Genomic DNA, 19,155 nt, shown 5'->3' with positions numbered 1-19,155 from the left:
GGAGAAATCCGGGGTTTGTCGTTTCTGGCGACCCCGCTATCATTCGCCGCATTCTTCGGGGGATTTAACTGATGCTCAATGGCCTGTGGCTTGGCTTCTTCATCGTGGCAGCCGTGTCGGCAATGGCGCAGTGGCTGATCGGCGGCAATGCCGGGATCTTCGCGGCGATGGTGGAAAGCATCTTCGCCATGGCCAAGCTGTCGGTGGAGGTCATGGTCCTGCTGTTCGGCACCCTGACCCTGTGGCTGGGCTTCCTGCGGATCGCCGAGAAGGCCGGGATCGTCGAGTGGCTGGCCAAGGCGCTGGGCCCGCTGTTCCTGCGCCTGATGCCGGAAGTCCCGGCGGGTCACCCGGCCATCGGCCTGATCACGCTCAACTTTGCCGCCAACGGCCTGGGCCTGGACAACGCCGCCACGCCCATCGGCCTCAAGGCCATGAAGGCACTGCAAGAACTCAACCCCAGCGCCACCATCGCCAGCAACGCGCAGATCCTGTTCCTGGTGCTAAACGCTTCGTCCCTGACCCTGCTGCCGGTGACGATCTTCATGTACCGCGCCCAACAAGGCGCGCCGGACCCGACCCTGGTGTTCTTGCCAATCCTGCTCGCCACCAGTTGCTCGACCATCGTCGGCCTGTTGTCGGTGGCATTCATGCAACGCCTGCGCCTGTGGGACCCGGTGGTGCTTGCGTATCTGATTCCCGGTGCGTTGGCACTGGGTGCCTTCATGGCGCTGCTGGGGACGCTCTCAGCCACAGCATTGGCGGGGCTGTCCTCGATCCTCGGCAACCTGACGTTGTTCGGGCTGATCATGGTGTTCCTGATCATTGGCGCGATGCGCAAAGTGAAGGTTTACGAAGCGTTCGTCGAAGGTGCCAAAGAAGGCTTCGACGTGGCGAAGAATCTGCTGCCATACCTGGTGGCGATGCTCTGTGCGGTGGGCGTACTGCGGGCGTCCGGCGCGCTGGACTTCGGCCTGGACGGGATTCGGCACTTGGTGGAGTGGGCCGGTTGGGACACGCGCTTCGTCGATGCGCTGCCGACCGCGATGGTCAAGCCGTTCTCCGGCAGCGCCGCCCGGGCGATGCTGATCGAAACCATGAAGACTTCCGGGGTCGACAGCTTCCCGGCGCTGGTGGCGGCGACGATTCAGGGCAGTACCGAAACCACGTTCTATGTATTGGCGGTGTACTTCGGCGCAGTGGGTATCCAGCGAGCGCGGCATGCGGTGGGGTGTGCGTTGCTGGCGGAACTGGCCGGGGTACTAGGTGCGATCGGGGTTTGCTACTGGTTCTTCGGTTAATAAAGATCCCTGTAGCAGCTGGCGCAGCCTGCGTTCGGCTGCGAAGCAGTCGCTAAACCAGGCACTGCAGCTACCTGATAGATCCGGGCAATGAATTGACGACTGCTTCGCAGCCGAACGCAGGCTGCGCCAGCTGCTACAAGGGATCGGCGGCATTCCTGACAGGCGGGGCGACTTTCTGCCCTTGTTCCACCGTCCAGGCCACCACCTGCGCGGTCAATTGATCGCTGGCCTGGCCAAACCCGGCGACCACCGACGGCACTTTCACATCGCTCAACGGCTGGCGCACTTCAAAGCGGTGGCTGGCGAGGATTCGCTGGTCATAACCGCGCACCAACAACGCATCCAGGCGAACCACGACGCTCGCGTTCGAGCCCTGATACTCGGTCTGGAACGCTTGCAGGTTGCCGCCCAGCTCCAGATCCGCCTGGAAGTTGCTGTCATCGGTGCTCAACAACGACACCCGACCATCACGCTGAAAACCATCCAGCAGACGATTACGCAGCAACACCGGGGCCGGATCACTCCAGCGCGACGCCTTGTAGCTGCTGATCAGATCTCCCTGCGGAATCACAGCGATTTTCGGGCTGTTCAACGCTTCGCTGGCCTGGGGCTTGGCCAGGCGCAGCGACCAATGCTGTGGCGCGCCACGGCTGGCCGCTGCGCTGCTCTGGGTCGAGGGCAAGCGATAGACATCGGATGGCTCGGCCTTGGGCAAAATCGAGCAGGCGCTGACCAGCGCAAAACCGGCGAGGAGGGCGAGGTGAGTCAGCTTCATGGTGTGAATTCCTTGTTCTTGTCGCTGCCCAGCAGGTAACCGCTGGGGTTGGCTTCCAGTCGCTGGGAAATCGCCCGCAGCGAGCTCAGGGTGTCGCGCAGTTCACGCACCGCCGGCGCCAGGCCATTGAGGCCCTGCATGCCGCTGTTGAGGGAGTCCTGATTGGTGGTCAGCAGTTTGTCGATGGTCGCGGTGGTCTGTTCCAGCGACTTCATCGCCTGCCCGGCGCTGCCGAACATCTGCTTGCCCTGATCGTTGAGCAAACCGTTGGCGTTGCGCATCAGCGCGGTGGTTTGCTCAAGGGTCGCGCTGGCCTGTTTGCCGATCGAGGCCAGTTGCTGCATGGCCTGGCGGATGTCACCGCGTTGTTCGGCGATGGTGCCGGTGGTTTGCTCCAAGTGTTCGAGTGTTTTGCTGATGCGCTCGACGTTGTCCGCCGAAAACATCTGATTGGCGTTGTGCATCAGCGTGCTCACGCCGGCCATCAGGTCGTTACTGTCGTTGAGTAGTCGGGCGATAGGCGAGGGCGCGGCGATGATGGTCGGCAACTCGCCGTCCTTGCCACGCAGCTTGGGACTTTGCGGCGTACCGCCACTGAGCTGGATGATCGAAGTGCCGGTGATCCCGGTCAGCGCCAGTTTGGCTTCAGTGTCTTCCTTGATCGGCGTATCGCCGCCGAGGCGAATCCGCGCCAGTACCCGGCGCGGGTCTTTCGGGTCCAGGCGCAGGCTGACGACGTCACCGACCTTGATCCCGCTGTACTGCACGGCGCTGCCCTTGGACAAACCACTGACCGCCTCGTTGAAGACGATCTCGTAATCCTTGAACTCGGTATCCACGCTGGACTTGGCCAGCCACAAGCCGAAGAGCAGGGCGCCCGCCACCACAATCACGGTGAACAGGCCGATCAATACATGATGGGCTCGGGTTTCCATGTCAGACCTCGTTTAACTGTTGAGCGGCCGTCAGCGCCGCGCGGCCGCGAGGGCCATGGAAGTATTCGTGAATCCACGGATCGTCGGTTTCCGACACCTTGTCGATGGCGTCTGCGACCAACACTTTTTTCTGCGCCAGCACCGCCACCCGGTCGGTGATGGTGTAGAGCGTGTCGAGGTCGTGGGTCACCAGGAAAACGCTCAGGCCCAGGGCATCGCGCAGGGTCAGGATCAGTTGATCGAAAGCCGCGGCGCCAATCGGGTCGAGGCCGGCGGTGGGTTCGTCGAGGAACAGGATGTCCGGGTCCAGTGCCAACGCCCGGGCCAACGCCGCACGCTTGATCATGCCGCCGGACAGGGACGCGGGGTATTTGTCCGCCGCCGACAACGGCAGCCCGGCCAACGCCAGTTTCACCGCCGCCAGGTGCTCGGCGTCGGCGCGGCTGAGGCCGGCGTGTTCGATCAGGGGCAGGGCGACGTTCTCGGTCACGGTCAGCGACGAGAACAACGCGCCTTTCTGGAACAGTACGCCGAAGCGTCGTTCGACCATCGAGCGCTCATGCTCGGAAAGCGTCGGCAAGTTCTTGCCGAAGACTTTCACCACGCCTTCACTGGGCTGGCGCAAACCGACGATGCTGCGCAGCAACACCGATTTGCCGCTGCCGGAGCCGCCGACCACCGCGAGGATTTCGCCCTTGTACAAATCCAGGTCGAGGTTCTCGTGCACGCTCTGGCTACCAAAACGGTTGCACAGGCCACGGACTTCGATCACCGCCTCGGAAGGCGCTCGGGGTAGACGACTCACCAGCCTATCTCCATGAAAAACAGCGCGGCCACGGCATCCAGCACGATCACCACGAAAATCGACTGGACCACGCTGGACGTGGTGTGGGCGCCGACGGATTCGGCGCTGCCGCTGACTTTGAAGCCTTCGAGACAGCCAATCGCAGCGATCAGAAACGCGAAGATCGGCGCTTTGACGATCCCCACCAGAAAGTGCTGAACGCCAATGTCGGTTTGCAGCAGCGAGAGAAACATCGCCGGCGAAATCCCCAGCGACACCGCGCACACCACGCCGCCGCCGACAATCCCGGAGATCATCGCCAGAAAGGTCAGCATCGGCAGCGCCACCAACAGCGCCAGGACTCGCGGCACCACCAGCAACTCCATCGGATCGAGGCCCAAGGTGCGGATCGCGTCGATTTCTTCGTTGGCCTTCATCGAACCGATCTGCGCGGTGAATGCACTCGCGGTGCGCCCGGCCATCAGGATCGCGGTGAGCAACACGCCGAATTCGCGCAGGAACGAGAACGCCACCAGGTCGACGGTGAAAATACTCGCACCGAAGCTCGCCAGCACCGTCGCCCCGAGAAACGCCACCACCGCGCCCACCAGAAAGGTCAGCAAGGCAACGATGGGCGCGGCGTCGAGGCCGGTCTGTTCGATGTGCGCGACCATCGGCGTGATGCGCCAGCGCTTGGGCCGGAACAGCCCACGGGCGATGGTTTCGAGGATTAGGCCGACGAAGCCCAACAGTTGCAGAGTGTCTTGCCAGACTGTGTCAACGGCACGACCGATGCGGGTCAGGAGTTGAATGCCGGTGCCGATTTCCGGCTCCTTAAGCGGGACGCAGAAGTCGCTCAGCGAGCAGTAGACGGTTTGCAGCAACGCGCGATCGGCGTTGGAGAGGGTGCATTCAGGGTGTTCGGCGGAGCGGCCGAGGCGTTCGGAACCGAGCAACTCCACGAGCAACGAAGCGCCAGCGGTGTCGAGCGCACCGAGGCCGTTGAGGTCGATGTGGGTGCTGTCGTCGTACTGGCCGCGAAGCTTGTCGCCCAGGCGCTTGAGGTCAGCGTAATGGGCAAGCGTCCAGTCACCCGTGACCCGCAATTGAGCAGGGGTGTGCGAGGTGTCTAACTGGGCATTACCGGCCAATGTGCTGCTGGTCATAAGCTCCGTGCTTGTTCGGCTGTTACGCAGGACTACGTAATAGCACGAACCGCATTACTTTTCTTTGGTCGGTGTGCTGTCCTTGACCACGAAGCGCAGCACGCCGATCACCTGGCCATCCTCGGTCAACACGCGGACCTGCCATTTACCCGCCGGGTTGCCGGGGAAGTTCTGCTTGTGAGTCCAGGCCCGGTAGCCTTCCTTGCGCCCGCCATGAATATCCAGCGGGATGCGGTCGACTTCCTGGCCGTTGAACTGCCAGACGTGATAAATCCGCTCATCCAGACCGCGCGGCGCGTTGATCGCGGTGTAGGCGTAGAGCCCGCCGCCGCGAATCTGTTCGGCGCTGACTTCATCCAGACTATCGCCGGGAGTGCGGTCCTGCATTTCAGTGCTGATGGCCACGTCGGTCATCCACAGCGTGGCCGGCGGCACCCACGAACGCAGCACCCAGCCGAGGGCGCCAATGCCCAGCGTGATACTGAGAATCGCCAAGGCGTTGCGCACGGTGCGAATCGGGAAGATCGACGCCAGGCTCGGGAACGACAACAACACCGAGATGCCCAGGGCCAGTTTGAAGCTCTGGGACGTGGTCAGGTGCAGGATGACCGGCAGGGCGGTGAGCAGGGCGGCGAACAGGGTCAGGGTGTGCAACGCCAGGAACGCCCAGCGCCGTGGCGCCAGCCATTTGTAGTAGAGCGGGTCGGTGATGGAAATCAGCGCCGCGATGCTCAACAACCCGGTGAAAAACAGTTGGCCGCTGTTCCAGGTGGTGGTGATGAAGAAAAACGGCAGGACGAAAAACAGGCTTTCCTGGTGAATCATCTGCGTCGCGTAACGCAGTAACGGCTGGGGTATTTCGCGTTTGAACACCCGAGTGAACAGCTGCGTCAGGCTGTTTTCCAGCATCAGCCAGACCCAACTGATCAGCATGATGGTAGTGATCCACGTCGCCAGGCCCTGTTGGCGATCCACCAGCATGAAGCTGCCGACACCCGAGACAAAACCACCGAGCGCAATGACCCCGGGATAGCGCTTCATCAATTCGAGAACGCGCTGGACGATGAGGGGCAGGTTAGGCATTCGGCGGTTCACACTAGTCGTAGGAAAAATCCTCGACAGGGTAGCGCCGAGGGCCTTCTGTGGCGATCACATTTGGGCAACCACAAGGCCAGAGCGAATGATGACCTGTGGCGAGGGGGCTTGCCCCCGTTCGGCTGCGCAGCAGTCGTGATTTTGGGGCCGCTTCGCGACCCAACGGGGGCAAGCCCCCTCGCCACAGGGATTGCTAGCGTTTGCGATAAACACGCCAGCCCAACACCCCAAGCACCATCAACCCAAATACCCCGGCAATCGCCCACAACAACTGGTCATCACTGATCAACGGCTTCTCGATCCGCAAATACCCCGGCTGCAGCAGCAACTCGCGCATGGCCTTGTTCGCTTCTTCCAGGGTTACGCCTTGCAGTTCCTTGGCCGGGTCGGTGAAGCGGCCGTCCTCGTAATCGCCCAAGGCACCCCAATAATAATCGGCCAAGGCGCTGTTACCTTGAACGGCCCACGACTGACGGGCGATAGCCGCTTGCTTGAGGCGGTCAAAGGTCTCGACATCAAGGCCATTCTTGAGCAACTCGGCTTTCATGTCCTCCAGCACTTGCTCGGCTTCGGCGACGTTTTCGCGCTCAAGGTCGGCATTCAGGCTCATGAAACCGACGCTACCGAATAACTCGCGCTCAGCCCAAGGGCCATAGGACAAACCATGGGCCAGGCGCATCTGCCGATACAGCGCCCAATCCAGATAATCCTTGAGCAGGTCGAAAGTCTGGTCCGGTATGTCTTCCAGCACCGGCTCCGGGACCAGCCAGTGCAACTTCGCACCGCCACCGACAAACCCGTGAATCAGGCTGCGTTCATGGGCGGCGCTGGCGTTGATTTCCGGCAGCGGCAAATGATCGGTGGGATCGACCGCTTCAAGCGCGCCATAAGCCCGTTCCAGATACGCCGGCAGCAGCTTGTCGAGGTCGCCGACCACGATCAGCGTCATGTTGTTAGGCGCGTACCAGGCCTTGCGCACCGTCTCCAGTTGCTCGCTCGTCAGGTGACCGACTTCCGCACGCTCGGGGCATTTGAGGCCCAGTTCCACGGCGAGTTGATTGCTGGCGGTGTGGCCCAGGTCCTGACGATCCATCCAGCGCTGCAAGTGTGAGTAATGACCGCCGTCTTCGCGCTCAACCACTTGTTTGGCGGCGTTGATCGCGTTGTCGTCGATGCGGGTCTGGGTCAGCAGCGCCAGCAGCAGGTCGAGGACCTTGCGCTGGTTTTTCGCCGGGGCTTCGATGACGAACGTGGTGTCGGCGTTGCTGGTGTAGGCGTTCCATTCACCGCCCAGCGCCTGCATGCGCTCCTCCAGGCCACCTTCGCCGCTGGCGTCGATGCCGCTGAACAGCAAGTGTTCGAGCAGGTGCGGCAGCTCTTTGTCAGCGCATTTGAAGTCATCAAAACCGACGCCGACCACCAGGCGAATCGCCACGTGCCCGCGATCAGTACCGGGCTTGAGCATCAATTGCAGACCGTTGGGCAGCGCATAGCCTTCGACCTGGAAACGATCCAGGGCAAACGAAGGAAATGAACCGAGCAACAGACAGGCGAATAACAGACAACGCATAACGAGCTTCCATACGGCTGATTGGAGATCCGTGTCGTCAGTCAGGGCCTCTTCGCGAGCAAGCCCGCTCCCACAGGAGTACGCATTCCACTGTGGGAGCGGGCTTGCTCGCGAAGAGGCCTGAATGGCTGAACCACTGTTACTGACTGACCACAACCCCAGACGTTCAAGGCGAATGTGTGATGTCCGCCAAATCGTCAGCCGCCAGTGCCCCGGTGTCGGCGGTTTCCAGGACTGCGTAGGCGCTGCTGCAAAAAAGCGAATTCAGGCGTTTCATGTCGGCAATCAGCTCCAGGTGCAGCGAACTGGTTTCGATACTTTGCACGATCTTACGTTGCAATCGGCTGACATGAGCATGGGCCAAGCGGCGTTCCTGTGCGCGAAAGCGACGTTTCTCACGCAGCAACTGGCGTGCGCTTTCCGGGTCGCTGCTGAGGAACACCGACAACCCCAGGCGCAGGTTGGAAATCAACTGACTGTGCAGCCCCGCCAGTTCCTCCAGGCCTACATCGGAAAACGACCGGCGTTGCGAGGTCTTCTGCTGCTGGACCTTGCGCAGCATGCGTTCGATCAGGTCGCTGGCGAGTTTGAGGTTGATCGCCAGTTCGATGATTTCCGCCCAACGGCGACTGTCCTGATCGCTGAGGTCTTCGCGGGGCATCTGCGCCAGGTAGAGCTTGATCGCGCTGTACAGCGCCTCGACATCATCGGTCAGTCGGCGCATTTCCTGGGTCACGGCGGTCTGTTTGCCGCGCAGCACGTCGAGCATGGCTTCGAGCATGTTGTCGATCAGGTCGCCGATGCGCAGGGTTTCTCGGGCGGCGTTGGCCAGCGCCAGGCTGGGGGTGACCAGCGCGGTCGGGTCCAGATGGCGGGGTTTGGCCATGCCGTTGAGTTCCGGGCGTTCCGGCAACAGCCACGCGCAAAGCTTGGCCATCGGTCCGACGCTGGGCAGCAGGATCAGGCAGCGCGCGGTGTTGTAGAGCAGGTGGAAGCCGATGACCATTTCCTGCGAGCTGAAGTCCAGGCTGTCGATCCAGTGCACCAGCGGGTCGAGCACCGGGATGATCAGCAGCAAGCCGATCAACTTGTACAACAGGCTGCCCAGCGCCACTTGGCGGCCGGCCGCGTTTTGCATGCTGGTGCTCATGAACGCCAGCACGCCGCTGCCGATGTTGGCGCCGATCACCAGGCCGATGGCCACCGGCAGGCTGATCACACCGGCGCCGGCCAGGGTCGCGGTCAGCAGCACGGCCGCCAGGCTGGAGTAGGAAATCATCGCGAACAGCGCGCCAATCAGCGCATCGAGCAGGATGTCGCCGGTCAGGGAGGCGAAGATCACCTTCACCCCTTGGGCGTGGGTGATCGGCGCGGCGGCTTCGACAATCAGTTGCAGCGCCAGGATGATCAGCCCCAGGCCGATCGCCACCCGGCCCATCTGCCCGACCCGCGTCTGTTTGCGCGACAGGAAGAAAATCACCCCGAGGAAGATCAACAGCGGCGACAGCCACGACAGGTCAAACGTCAGCACCCGCGCCATCAGCGCCGTACCGACGTCGGCGCCGAGCATGGTTGCCAGCGCCGGGGTCAGCGCCATCAGGCCCTGACCGACGAATGAAGTAACGAGCATGGCCGTGGCGTTGCTGCTCTGGACCATGGCGGTCACGACGATGCCGGCGATGAACGCCAAGCCACGCTTGGACATGTTCTGGCCAATCACATGGCGCAGGTTGGAACCGTAGACCCGCAGGATGCCGGTTCGGACGATGTGCGTGCCCCAGATCAGCAAGGTCACGGCAGATAGCAAATTGAGCAGGGTCAGCATGCTGGGCCCCCTGTGGTGGTAGCGTCCCAAAGGGACAAGTTGACGGTACCGCGCGACGTTCTACGTTCTGTACTTAAGCTGTAGTTGGCTAACGGTCTGGGCGCCAGCATCGCATAGCTAAAGAAGTGATTGAAACAAAACTGTCATAAAAACAGCTTGATGCAGAGATGACAAAGGGGCCCGAAGGCCCCTAGGTGCAATATTTGGATTCACTGGGTAACTGTGGCGAGGGGGCTTGCCCCCGTTCGGCTGCGAAGCAGTCGTAAGACCGGTGAATGCGGTTTTCTTGATAAGCCGCATCGCCGGTTTTAGGGCCGCTGCGCGCCCCAACGGGGGCAAGCCCCCTCGCCACAGAGGCTCGCTCCCACAGGGGTTACTGGCCAGGAATGTCCTTGCGCAGTTTCACCGGGTCCTGCTGTTTTTTCTTTTTCGCGATCGCGGTGCGCATCTTGATGTTGATCGCTTCCACCGCCAGCGAGAACGCCATGGCGAAGTAGACGTAGCCTTTTGGCACGTGCACATCGAAGGATTCGGCAATCAGCACCGTACCGACGATCAACAGGAACGACAGAGCCAGTATCTTCAGCGACGGGTGCTTGTCGATGAATTCGCTGATGGTGCCCGACGCCCACATCATCACCAGCACGGCGACGATGATCGCCGCGACCATGACCGGTACGTGGGACACCATGCCGACGGCGGTGATCACCGAGTCCAGCGAGAACACGATGTCGATGATCGCAATCTGGATGATCGTGTAGAGGAAGTTGCCGCCCTTGCCACCCGGCTCTTCGCCGGTTTCGTCTTCGCCTTCCAGCGCGTGGTACATCTCTTGCGAGCTCTTCCACAGCAGGAACAGACCACCGAAGAACAGAATCAGGTCACGCCCGGAAATCCCCTGGCCGAACACTTCGAACAGGTCGGCAGTCAGGCGCATGACCCAAGTGATCGACAGCAGCAACAGGATCCGCGTGACCATGGCCAGCGCCAGGCCGAAAATCCGGGTGCGCGCCTGCATATGCTTGGGCATACGGCTGACCAGGATCGAGATCATGATGATGTTATCGATGCCCAGGACGATCTCCAGGGCAGTCAGGGTGAAGAAGGCAACCCAGATTTCAGGGTTGGTCAGCCATTCCATTTTTTTTCCTTTGAGCGAGTGTTAAACCACAAAGGGCCCGGGCTTCAAACTGCAAAGCCTGGACCCGCCATGGTGAGTCTTGGGCTTACAGCGTGCTGAATACCGGGAAGATCCCCATCAGCAACGCTGCAACCAGTATGCATATGCACACCAGCACAGCCCACTTGAGGGTAAAGCGCTGGTGATCACCAAATTCGATACCGGCCAGGGCCACCAACAGGTAGGTCGATGGAACCAGCGGGCTCAGCAAGTGGACGGGCTGACCGACGATCGAGGCACGTGCCATCTCTACGGCGGTTATACCGTAGTGACTGGCGGCTTCGGCAAGTACCGGTAACACGCCGTAATAAAATGCATCGTTCGACATGAAGAAGGTGAACGGCATGCTCACCAACGCCGTAATCACGGCCAGGTACGGGCCGAGGAAATCCGGGATCACCGCCAGCAGGCTTTTCGACATCGCATCGACCATGCCGGTGCCCGACAGGATACCGGTGAAGATACCTGCCGCGAAGATCAAACCGACCACTGCCAGCACGCTACCGGCGTGGGCCGCCACACGATCCTTCTGCTGTTGCAGGCAAGGATAGTTGACGATCATCGCGATACTGAACGCCACCATGAACAACACAGGCAGCGGCAACAGGCCGGCGATCAGGGTGCACATCAGGGCAATGGTCAACGCGCCGTTGAACCAGATCAGCTTCGGACGACGGGCATCCGGGAACTGTGAAACGCTGATTTCGCTGTGGTCGACTTCGTCGCCGGCCAGGTGCAATTCACCCAGGCGAGCACGCTCGCGCTTACCGTAGAAGTAGGCAATCGCCAGGATTGCCACCACGCCGGCCAGCATCGCCGGAATCATCGGCACGAAAATGTCGGACGGGTCGACGTGCAGCGCACTCGCGGCACGGGCCGTCGGGCCGCCCCACGGGGTCATGTTCATCACGCCGCCGGCGAGGATGATCAGGCCAGCCATGATTCGCGGGCTCATGCCGATGCGGCTGTAGAGCGGCAGCATGGCGGCCACGCAGATCATATAAGTGGTCGCGCCGTCACCATCAAGGGAGACAACGAGCGCCAGAACGGCGGTGCCGACCGAAACTTTCAACGGGTCGCCCTTGACCAGTTTGAGGATTTTGCGCACGGCCGGGTCGAACAGGCCGGAGTCGATCATCAGGGCGAAGTACAGAATGGCAAACATCAGCATCACGCCGGTCGGCGCAAGCTTGGTGATGCCTTCGAGCATCATTGGGCCGATCTTCGGTGCAAAACCGCCGAACAGGGCAAAGATGATTGGAATAATGATTAAAGCGATCAGCGCGGACAGGCGCTTGGTCATGATCAGGAACATGAACGTGATGACCATGGCGAAGCCAAGGAAAGTCAGCATGGGAATACTCCAGGCGTAGCGCGGCTAGGGAATGGGCGAACCGGTTGGGGTCAGCGCAGAACGGGAAGCACGAGGCGTACGGGCGGAGTTGCGGCAAAGCGGCGGGTAGCAGAGGACATCAGAATCACCATTGTTGTTGTTAAGTGGACCGTGCCAGCGATAAAACACAGGCATTGGCCAACCGGTCTGTTGCCGGTAGTGGGGGCGATCCTAATGGGCAAAGCTTTCATCAAGCTTTCGTTGCTGAAAGCATTGACCGGGTGCGCGACCGGTCGTCGGACGAGGGCTGGAAGGTAAACCGGGTTGAAGCATTCGCGAGCAGGCTCGCTCCCACAGGGGTACGCACTCCAATGTGGGAGCGAGCCTGCTCGCGAAGCGGTCAACACTGATGAGGAGTGAACACATGCGCGATATCCATACAGGCGGCTGTCATTGCGGCCATCTGCGCTATCAATTCAGCGGGCCGTTGCACGACATCGCCCACTGCCATTGCTCGATTTGCCGACGGGTCAGTGGCGGGATCGTGACCACCTGGATCACCGTGCCCGCCTCACATTTCGAATGGCTGGGCGGGATACCGGCGCGGTACGACTCTTCTGAACACTGCGCGCGATATTTCTGCCCGACCTGTGGGGCGCAGGTTGCACTGATAACCCAGCTCAGCCCCGAGAGCATCGACCTGACCATCGCCACGCTCGATCACCCTGAAGACGCCCCGGCCGACCGGCACATCTGGACCGACAGCCGCTTGCCCTGGCTGCACCTGGACGAACATTTGCCCGGTGAAGCCGAGGAAAACATCTGATCAGAAAATAGACAGGTTCAGCGGTCGGATCGCGCCCATCCACACCGCGTGCTCGGTGTGGTCGAGCAGGTCATCGCCGGTGTCCGGGTGCAAGAACACCACCAGGCCGTTGCGATTGAGCACCAGCCACGGCAGCACCTCGCCAATGAGTTCCGGCCCGAATACCAGTTGGCAGCTCCAGTCCGGGTGCGGACCGACCGGGCGCTCGTGCACGCGGCCCATCTTCAGCGGGAATACCTTGGCCGCCTGCTCACACAAGGCCCGTGCCTGGTCGATGGTGCTGGCGTCGAAATAGACGTGGGCGTGGTAGCCAGTGATCTGTTGCATTTGAACCTCTCGAAATCCCGGTCGAACCCTCACCGTTCCCTACAGGTCACACGCCATATACGTAGGAAATAAGGAACTCAGCCATGAAAAATGCCGAAACCCCGGTGGTGAAGGTGGTGCTCTATGGTGCCATGAGTAGCCTGGGCAGTGCGCTGATGGCTGAAATGCTGCGGCGCCAGCATGAAGTGATCGCGATTCTCGATGACCTGACGGCGCTCGCCCCACGACCGGGCCTGCGCACCAAGAACGGCGACCTGTTCGACGCCGAACGGGTCAAGCAAAGCGTGGCCGGTGCTTCGGCGGTCATCTGTTTACTAGACGCACCAGGGCTGCCGCTCAACAGTGAACACGTGGAAAAAACCATCGTGCCCGGCCCGGTCGAGCAAGTGTTGGCGGTGGATGCATTGATCGACGGCATGCAAGCCGCGCGAATTAGCCGCTTGTTTGTGGTGGGGCATTTTGAGGAGCTGGACGAGCCGGAGGTGGAGGATGACCTTCAGCACCACGCCGCCGAAGAAATTCTCGACGCCTTGCAAAGCAGCGGACTGCAATGGACGCTGGTGGACGCCCCACGTGGGGTTGCCGGGTTGACCATCGAGCATTTCAGTCAGGTCAGCAGCAGCCTGGAGACGGGATTGGCCGAGCCGCTTGAGCGGTTGAACCGGGTCGCCGTGGGTATCGCCGATGAGCTGCGTTTGAATCTGCATCTCGGTGAGCATGTGAATTTTGTCGCGGCTACACCGCAATAGAAGGGAAGGGCAAACCGGTCAACGATTGCGCACTGCTGGCCTGCTCCTCCATCAACCAGTCCACAAACTGTTGAATCAACACGCCCCGGCGTTTGCGCTGGGGCAGGACCACGTAATAACCCAACCGGGAAATCACCGTGTCGGCAATCGGCCGACACAACAAACCCTGGGCCAGCAAGTCATCTACAAGGTGCCGCCAACCGATGGCCACGCCTTGTCCGCCAATCGCGGCCTGAATCAACAAGGTGTAATTGTCGAACCGCAGTTGCCCCGGCGCGGGTGCCGAAGTGATCCCCAATTCGCGAAACACGCCACTCCAGTCGAACCAGTTGCTGCTGTTTTCACCGCGCAAATGCAGCAGCGGCAAATCGAGCAGGGCCTGAACCGGCAAGGGCAGGGCGCGATCCTTCAATAACAGTGGACTGCACACCGGGAATACTTCTTCGCTGAACAGCCAGTGGCTTTCGCCTTGTTTAAAACGCCCATCGCCAAACAGGATCGCCACATCGATATCCGTGCGCAGCATGTTGTGATTGCGTTCACTGGTAACCAGGCTGACGTCGACCTGCGGATTGGCTTCGTGAAAGCGGTGCAGGCGCGGCATCAACCAATAAGCGGCGAAGGCAAAATCGGTGGCGACTTGCAGCACTTCATGGGATTGCTGTGCGCTGATCGCGGTCAATCCTGCGTCTATATTCTGCAAACCGAGCTGAACCTGCTCGAAAAGTATCATTCCCGTCTCGGTCAGTTCGATGCCGCGATAGATCCGATCAAACAACCGCGTACCGAGTTGTTCCTCCAACCGTTTGATCTGCTGGCTGATGGCTGGCTGCGTAGTCCCCAGCTCTACTGCAGCGGCAGTGAAGCTGTGCTGACGCGCCGCCGATTCAAAGGCACGCAGCAGATCGAGGGACAAATCACCGAGGGCGTCATACATAAGCTGTGCTTATCCTAGTCATTGCCTTGCGTGGGCTTTACCACAAAGAGCATGGCCTACATGCTCGGTCGCAGCACTCTCGCATAAATATTCACTATGGAATGCCGCGATCACATGAAGCGCAAGAATATTCTTTTCATCATGGCCGATCAGATGGCCGCGCCAATGTTGCCGTTCTACGGTCCTTCGCCCATCAAACTCCCGAATCTCAGTCGTCTCGCCGCCGAAGGCGTGGTGTTCGACGCCGCGTATTGCAATAGCCCGTTGTGCGCGCCGTCGCGGTTTACCCTGGTCAGCGGTCAGTTGCCAAGCAAGATCGGCGCCTACGACAACGCGGCCGATTTCCCCGCCGATGTACCGACCTATGCCCACTACCTGCGTCGCCTTGGCTACCGCACCGCGCTGTCGGGCAAGATGCATTTCTGCGGCCCGGACCAGCTCCACGGCTATGAAGAACGCCTGACCAGCGACATCTATCCGGCCGATTACGGCTGGTCGGTGAACTGGGATGAGCCGGACGTGCGTCCGACCTGGTACCACAACATGTCATCGGTGCTGCAAGCCGGGCCCTGCGTGCGCACCAATCAGCTGGATTTCGATGAAGAGGTGGTGTTCAAGGCGCAGCAGTATCTGTTCGATCACATCCGTGAGGATGGCGATCAGCCGTTTTGCCTGACCGTGTCGATGACTCACCCACACGACCCGTACACCATTCCCAAGGCGTTTTGGGATATGTACGACGATGCCGAGATCCCGTTGCCTACAACGCCGGCCCAGACTGAACTCGACCCGCACTCCCAGCGTTTGCTCAAGGTCTACGACCTGTGGGACAAGCCGTTGCCTGTGGATAAGATTCGCGATGCTCGCCGCGCCTATTTCGGTGCATGCAGCTATATCGACAGCAACGTCGGCAAACTCCTGCAAACACTCGAGGAAACCGGGCTGATCGATGACACGATTATTGTGTTCTCCGGCGACCATGGCGACATGCTCGGCGAGCGTGGCCTCTGGTACAAAATGCACTGGTTCGAAATGGCCGCCCGCGTTCCCCTGCTGATCAGTGCACCGGGGCAGTTCGGGGCGGGACGGGTCAGCGCGGCGGTGTCCACGGCGGATCTGCTGCCGACCTTCGTCGAACTGGCCGGCGGCTCGTTGGAGCCTGGCTTGCCGCTGGACGGCCGCTCACTGGTTTCGCACCTGCAAGGGCAGGGCGGTCACGACGAGGTGTTCGGCGAATACATGGCCGAAGGCACCATCAGCCCGTTGATGATGATTCGGCGCGGCGCCTACAAATTCATCTACAGCGAAGACGACCCGTGTCTACTCTTCGACGTACACAACGATCCGCGTGAACAGGAAGAACTCAGCCAGTCGCCGCAACATCGGCAGCTGTTCGACGACTTTCTGGCCGAAGCCCGGGCTAAATGGAATATTCCGGCGATCCACCAACAGGTCCTCGAAAGCCAACGACGCCGGCGTTTTGTTGCCGACGCCCTGACGATCGGCAAGCTGAAGAGCTGGGATCACCAGCCGCTGGTAGACGCCAGTCAGCAGTACATGCGCAACCACATCGACCTTGATGATCTGGAGCGCAAAGCACGTTATCCACAACCCTGCCAAAACCAATAATGTGAAGGGGAAGTCCATGCAAAGGTTATCCACAGTACTGACGGTCGGGCTCCTGGCCCTTGGCAGTGCATCGGTTTACGCCGCCGATCAAAGCTGCGAGACGGTGAAAATGGCCGATCCGGGATGGAGCGACATCGCCGCGACTAACGCCATCACCGGGTTTCTGCTGGACGGCATGGGCTACAAAGCCAAAGTCGACACCCTCGCGGTGCCGATTACCTTTGGCGGTTTGAAAGACGGCCAGGTCGATGTGTTTTTGGGTAACTGGATGCCGGCGCAGCAGGGTTTCTACGATAAATTCGTCGCCACTGGCGATGTCACGCAACTGGCGAAAAACCTCGACGGCACCGAGTTCACCTTGGCGGTCCCGGATTATGTGTGGGATGCGGGTGTGCATAGCTTTGCCGACCTGAATAAGTACGCCGACAAGTTCGAGAAGAAGATCTACGGCATCGGTTCTGGCGCCCCGGCGAATATCTCGCTGCAGGACATCATCAAGAAGAACGACTTCGAACTGGGTCAGTGGAAACTGGTTGAGTCCAGCGAGCAGGCGATGCTGGCTGAAGTGTCCCGCGCAGTGAAGAAACAGAAGTTCGTGACCTTCCTCGGCTGGACCCCGCACCCGATGAACGTGCAGCTGAAAATGCATTACCTGAAGGGCGGCGAGAAGTACTTCGGCGACACCGGCAGCGTTTATACACTGACCCGTAAAGGTTATGCACAGGCCTGCCCGAACGTCGGCAAGTTGCTCACCAACCTGAGTTTCACCCAGGAAATGGAGAACAGCATCATGGCTGAGGTGGTGAACAAGAAAGTCAGCAATGCCGAGGCGGTGAAGGCGTGGATCAAGGCCAATCCGGCAGTACTGGATAAATGGCTGGATGGCGTGAAGACCGTGGATGGCAAGGATGCGTTGGGGGCGGTGAAGGCCAAGCTTTAACCCCCCACTGCTGATCGTTCCCACGCTCCTCGTGGGAATGATCAACCTGACCCTGTAGGAGCGAGGCTCGCCCGCGAAGCTTTTGGCGCATTTGAGGACGCCTTCGCGGGCAAGCCTCGCTCCTACAAGGGCTGGTGCTGTTACCCTTTGCGCAAATTCCCACCCGAGAGGACCCATGGCCTTCCCCAGCCGCCATTCACTCTTTCCTTTTTTGACCTGGCTGCCGCGCCAGACCCGCGCCAGTGTCGGCCGCGATTTGATCGTCGGCCTCAGCGGCGCAATTCTCGCGCTGCCGCAGTCCATTGCCTACGCATTGATTGCCGGTCTCCCACCAGAATACGGTTTGTACGCCGCAATCATCCCGGTGCTGATCGCCTGCCTCTGGGGTTCGTCGTGGCATTTGATCTGCGGTCCTACGGCGGCGATTTCCATTGTCCTGTACGCCAGCGTCAGTCCTCTGGCCGTGCCGGCGACTCAGGACTACATCACATTGATCCTGCTGCTTACGCTGCTGGCCGGGATTTTCCAGTGGTTGTTGGGAATGCTGCGGTTCGGCGCGCTGGTGAATTTCGTCTCGCACTCGGTGGTGCTGGGCTTCACCCTCGGTGCCGCGGTGGTGATCGCCATTGGGCAGATGCCGAACCTGCTAGGCCTGGACCTGCCCAACCAGGCAACGGCACTCAACAGCCTGATGACCTTGCTCACTCACCTCGGAGCTGTGGATAAACCGTCGCTGGTACTGGGCCTGGCCACAGTGGTGGTCGGTATTGTGCTGAAACTGCTGCTGCCGCGCTGGCCGACGCTGTTGATCACGTTGGTCCTGAGCGGGTTGCTGGTGTGGCTTTGGCCCTCGATGTTTGGCCATGTGAAATTGGTCAGTGCGTTTTTTGGACGGTTGCCACCCTTCAGCGCGGTGCCGCTGGATCTGGAGTTGATCCTGCGTTTGCTGCCTAGTGCGGTCGCGGTCGGCATGCTTGGGCTCGTTACCAGCCTGTCGATTGCCCGTTCCTTGTCGGCCCGTTCACAGCAGTTGCTCGATGCGAACCAGGAAGTCCGCGCCCAAGGCTTATCAAACATGGTCGGTGCGTTCTTTTCCGGGTCGCTGTCGGCCGGTTCCTTTACCCGCTCGGGCCTGAGCTACGAAGCGGGCGCCTGCTCGCCGCTGGCCGGGGTGTTTTCAGCGTTGTGGGTAGCGCTGTTCGCGATCTTCGGCGCCAGGTTGATCGCGCACATCCCCATCCCGGCCATGGCCGGCAGCATTCTGTTGATCGCCTGGGGGTTGGTGGACCATCGCGGCATTCGCGCCTTGCTGCGAGTCAGCCGCGCCGAATTCGCGGTCATGGCCCTGACCTGTGTCGCCACATTGCTGCTGGAATTGCAGACGGCGATCTATGCCGGGGTCTTGGCCTCGCTGTTCTTCTACCTCAAGCGCACCTCGCAGCCGCGAGTGCAGCACTGGCGCGATGGAGATGAAGACGTTCTGCGGGTCGGCGGTTCGATCTTCTTTGGCGCCAGCCACTACCTGCAAGTGCGCCTGCAACGGATGCATGGCGTGCGGGTGGTGATCGAGGCGCAGCAGATCAACTTCATCGACTATTCGGGCGTGGAAATGCTGCACCAGGAGGCGCGGCGGCTACTGCGTCAGGATCGCAGCCTGACCTTGCGCGGCGCGCGGCCGCCAGTGGTGGAGGAGTTGCGCAAGCTGGAAGGTGCGGAGAAATGCCCGATCCGGTTCGAAGATTGAAACCCCACCCTCTGTAGGAGCGAGGCTTGCCCGCGA

General features: G+C 60.7%; 17 protein-coding genes. 6 read left to right on the top strand and 11 right to left on the bottom strand.

Going from position 1 to position 19,155, the window contains the following annotated elements; all coding sequences use genetic code 11:
- The first annotated feature begins 71 nt into the window (after positions 1 to 71).
- A complete protein-coding gene (locus tag ACIOYV_RS26050; protein ID WP_054048038.1) occupies positions 72 to 1,301 on the top strand; it encodes a nucleoside recognition domain-containing protein in 1,230 nt (409 codons plus the stop codon).
- Between the two features lie 136 nt (positions 1,302 to 1,437).
- Here ACIOYV_RS26050 and ACIOYV_RS26045 read toward each other — a convergent pair whose 3' ends face one another.
- From ACIOYV_RS26045 to ACIOYV_RS26005, 9 genes are all read right to left on the bottom strand, one after another.
- Complete coding sequence (locus ACIOYV_RS26045) at positions 1,438 to 2,079, bottom strand: ABC-type transport auxiliary lipoprotein family protein (protein WP_401328298.1); 642 nt, start codon at positions 2,077 to 2,079, stop codon at positions 1,438 to 1,440.
- On the bottom strand, positions 2,076 to 3,014 hold the full coding sequence (locus tag ACIOYV_RS26040) for an MlaD family protein (protein WP_163910501.1): 939 nt from the start codon (positions 3,012 to 3,014) through the stop codon (positions 2,076 to 2,078). The genes ACIOYV_RS26045 and ACIOYV_RS26040 overlap by 4 nt, the downstream gene beginning before the upstream one ends.
- 1 nt (position 3,015) lies before the next feature.
- The gene (locus ACIOYV_RS26035) at positions 3,016 to 3,819 is read right to left on the bottom strand and encodes an ABC transporter ATP-binding protein (protein ID WP_054048044.1); all 804 of its coding nucleotides are present in this window, start codon (positions 3,817 to 3,819) and stop codon (positions 3,016 to 3,018) included.
- Positions 3,816 to 4,964 carry an ABC transporter permease gene (locus tag ACIOYV_RS26030; RefSeq protein ID WP_054048046.1) on the bottom strand — a complete coding sequence of 383 codons (1,149 nt, stop codon included), beginning with the start codon at positions 4,962 to 4,964 and terminating at the stop codon, positions 3,816 to 3,818. The genes ACIOYV_RS26035 and ACIOYV_RS26030 overlap by 4 nt, the downstream gene beginning before the upstream one ends.
- Positions 4,965 to 5,018: 54 nt before the next feature.
- The gene (locus ACIOYV_RS26025; protein ID WP_054048048.1) at positions 5,019 to 6,047 is read right to left on the bottom strand and encodes a DUF5924 family protein; all 1,029 of its coding nucleotides are present in this window, start codon (positions 6,045 to 6,047) and stop codon (positions 5,019 to 5,021) included.
- A 205-nt stretch (positions 6,048 to 6,252) separates the two neighbouring features.
- Positions 6,253 to 7,629: a M16 family metallopeptidase gene (locus tag ACIOYV_RS26020; protein WP_401328293.1), complete on the bottom strand. Its 1,377-nt coding sequence runs from the start codon at positions 7,627 to 7,629 to the stop codon at positions 6,253 to 6,255.
- A gap of 166 nt (positions 7,630 to 7,795) precedes the next feature.
- On the bottom strand, positions 7,796 to 9,454 hold the full coding sequence (locus ACIOYV_RS26015) for a Na/Pi cotransporter family protein (protein ID WP_401328290.1): 1,659 nt from the start codon (positions 9,452 to 9,454) through the stop codon (positions 7,796 to 7,798).
- A 373-nt stretch (positions 9,455 to 9,827) separates the two neighbouring features.
- Positions 9,828 to 10,595, bottom strand: a complete 768-nt coding sequence (locus tag ACIOYV_RS26010; RefSeq protein WP_401328287.1) for a TerC family protein — start codon at positions 10,593 to 10,595, stop codon at positions 9,828 to 9,830.
- A gap of 85 nt (positions 10,596 to 10,680) precedes the next feature.
- The gene (locus ACIOYV_RS26005) at positions 10,681 to 11,988 is read right to left on the bottom strand and encodes a CitMHS family transporter (RefSeq protein ID WP_163910507.1); all 1,308 of its coding nucleotides are present in this window, start codon (positions 11,986 to 11,988) and stop codon (positions 10,681 to 10,683) included.
- A 403-nt stretch (positions 11,989 to 12,391) separates the two neighbouring features.
- Here ACIOYV_RS26005 and ACIOYV_RS26000 point away from each other — a divergent pair, with 403 nt between their 5' ends.
- Positions 12,392 to 12,793: a GFA family protein gene (locus ACIOYV_RS26000; RefSeq protein ID WP_401328284.1), complete on the top strand. Its 402-nt coding sequence runs from the start codon at positions 12,392 to 12,394 to the stop codon at positions 12,791 to 12,793.
- Here ACIOYV_RS26000 and ACIOYV_RS25995 read toward each other — a convergent pair whose 3' ends face one another.
- The gene (locus tag ACIOYV_RS25995) at positions 12,794 to 13,120 is read right to left on the bottom strand and encodes a DOPA 4,5-dioxygenase family protein (protein WP_401328281.1); all 327 of its coding nucleotides are present in this window, start codon (positions 13,118 to 13,120) and stop codon (positions 12,794 to 12,796) included. It lies immediately after the preceding gene.
- An 83-nt stretch (positions 13,121 to 13,203) separates the two neighbouring features.
- Here ACIOYV_RS25995 and ACIOYV_RS25990 point away from each other — a divergent pair, with 83 nt between their 5' ends.
- The gene (locus ACIOYV_RS25990; RefSeq protein WP_290027146.1) at positions 13,204 to 13,869 is read left to right on the top strand and encodes an NAD(P)-dependent oxidoreductase; all 666 of its coding nucleotides are present in this window, start codon (positions 13,204 to 13,206) and stop codon (positions 13,867 to 13,869) included.
- On the opposite strand, the gene ACIOYV_RS25985 is transcribed toward ACIOYV_RS25990, so the two are convergent.
- Complete coding sequence (locus tag ACIOYV_RS25985; RefSeq protein WP_054617170.1) at positions 13,856 to 14,806, bottom strand: choline sulfate utilization transcriptional regulator; 951 nt, start codon at positions 14,804 to 14,806, stop codon at positions 13,856 to 13,858. The two genes, ACIOYV_RS25990 and ACIOYV_RS25985, sit on opposite strands and share 14 nt — an antisense overlap.
- A gap of 114 nt (positions 14,807 to 14,920) precedes the next feature.
- On the opposite strand from ACIOYV_RS25985, the gene betC reads away from it, so the two are divergent.
- From betC to ACIOYV_RS25970, 3 genes are all read left to right on the top strand, one after another.
- Complete coding sequence (gene betC, locus ACIOYV_RS25980; RefSeq protein ID WP_401328276.1) at positions 14,921 to 16,435, top strand: choline-sulfatase; 1,515 nt, start codon at positions 14,921 to 14,923, stop codon at positions 16,433 to 16,435.
- Positions 16,436 to 16,451: 16 nt separating this feature from the next.
- Entirely contained in the window at positions 16,452 to 17,375 is a 924-nt protein-coding gene (gene choX / locus ACIOYV_RS25975; protein ID WP_401328274.1) for a choline ABC transporter substrate-binding protein, read from the top strand.
- Positions 17,376 to 17,550: 175 nt separating this feature from the next.
- Positions 17,551 to 19,119, top strand: a complete 1,569-nt coding sequence (locus ACIOYV_RS25970) for a SulP family inorganic anion transporter (RefSeq protein WP_401328271.1) — start codon at positions 17,551 to 17,553, stop codon at positions 19,117 to 19,119.
- The last annotated feature ends 36 nt before the right edge of the window (positions 19,120 to 19,155 follow it).

This window comes from Pseudomonas sp. NPDC087342 (genome assembly GCF_044744265.1).
Lineage (GTDB): Bacteria > Pseudomonadota > Gammaproteobacteria > Pseudomonadales > Pseudomonadaceae > Aquipseudomonas > Aquipseudomonas nunensis.
Note: the sequence above shows the minus strand (reverse complement) of the source record. Positions and strands in the feature narration are given on the sequence as shown.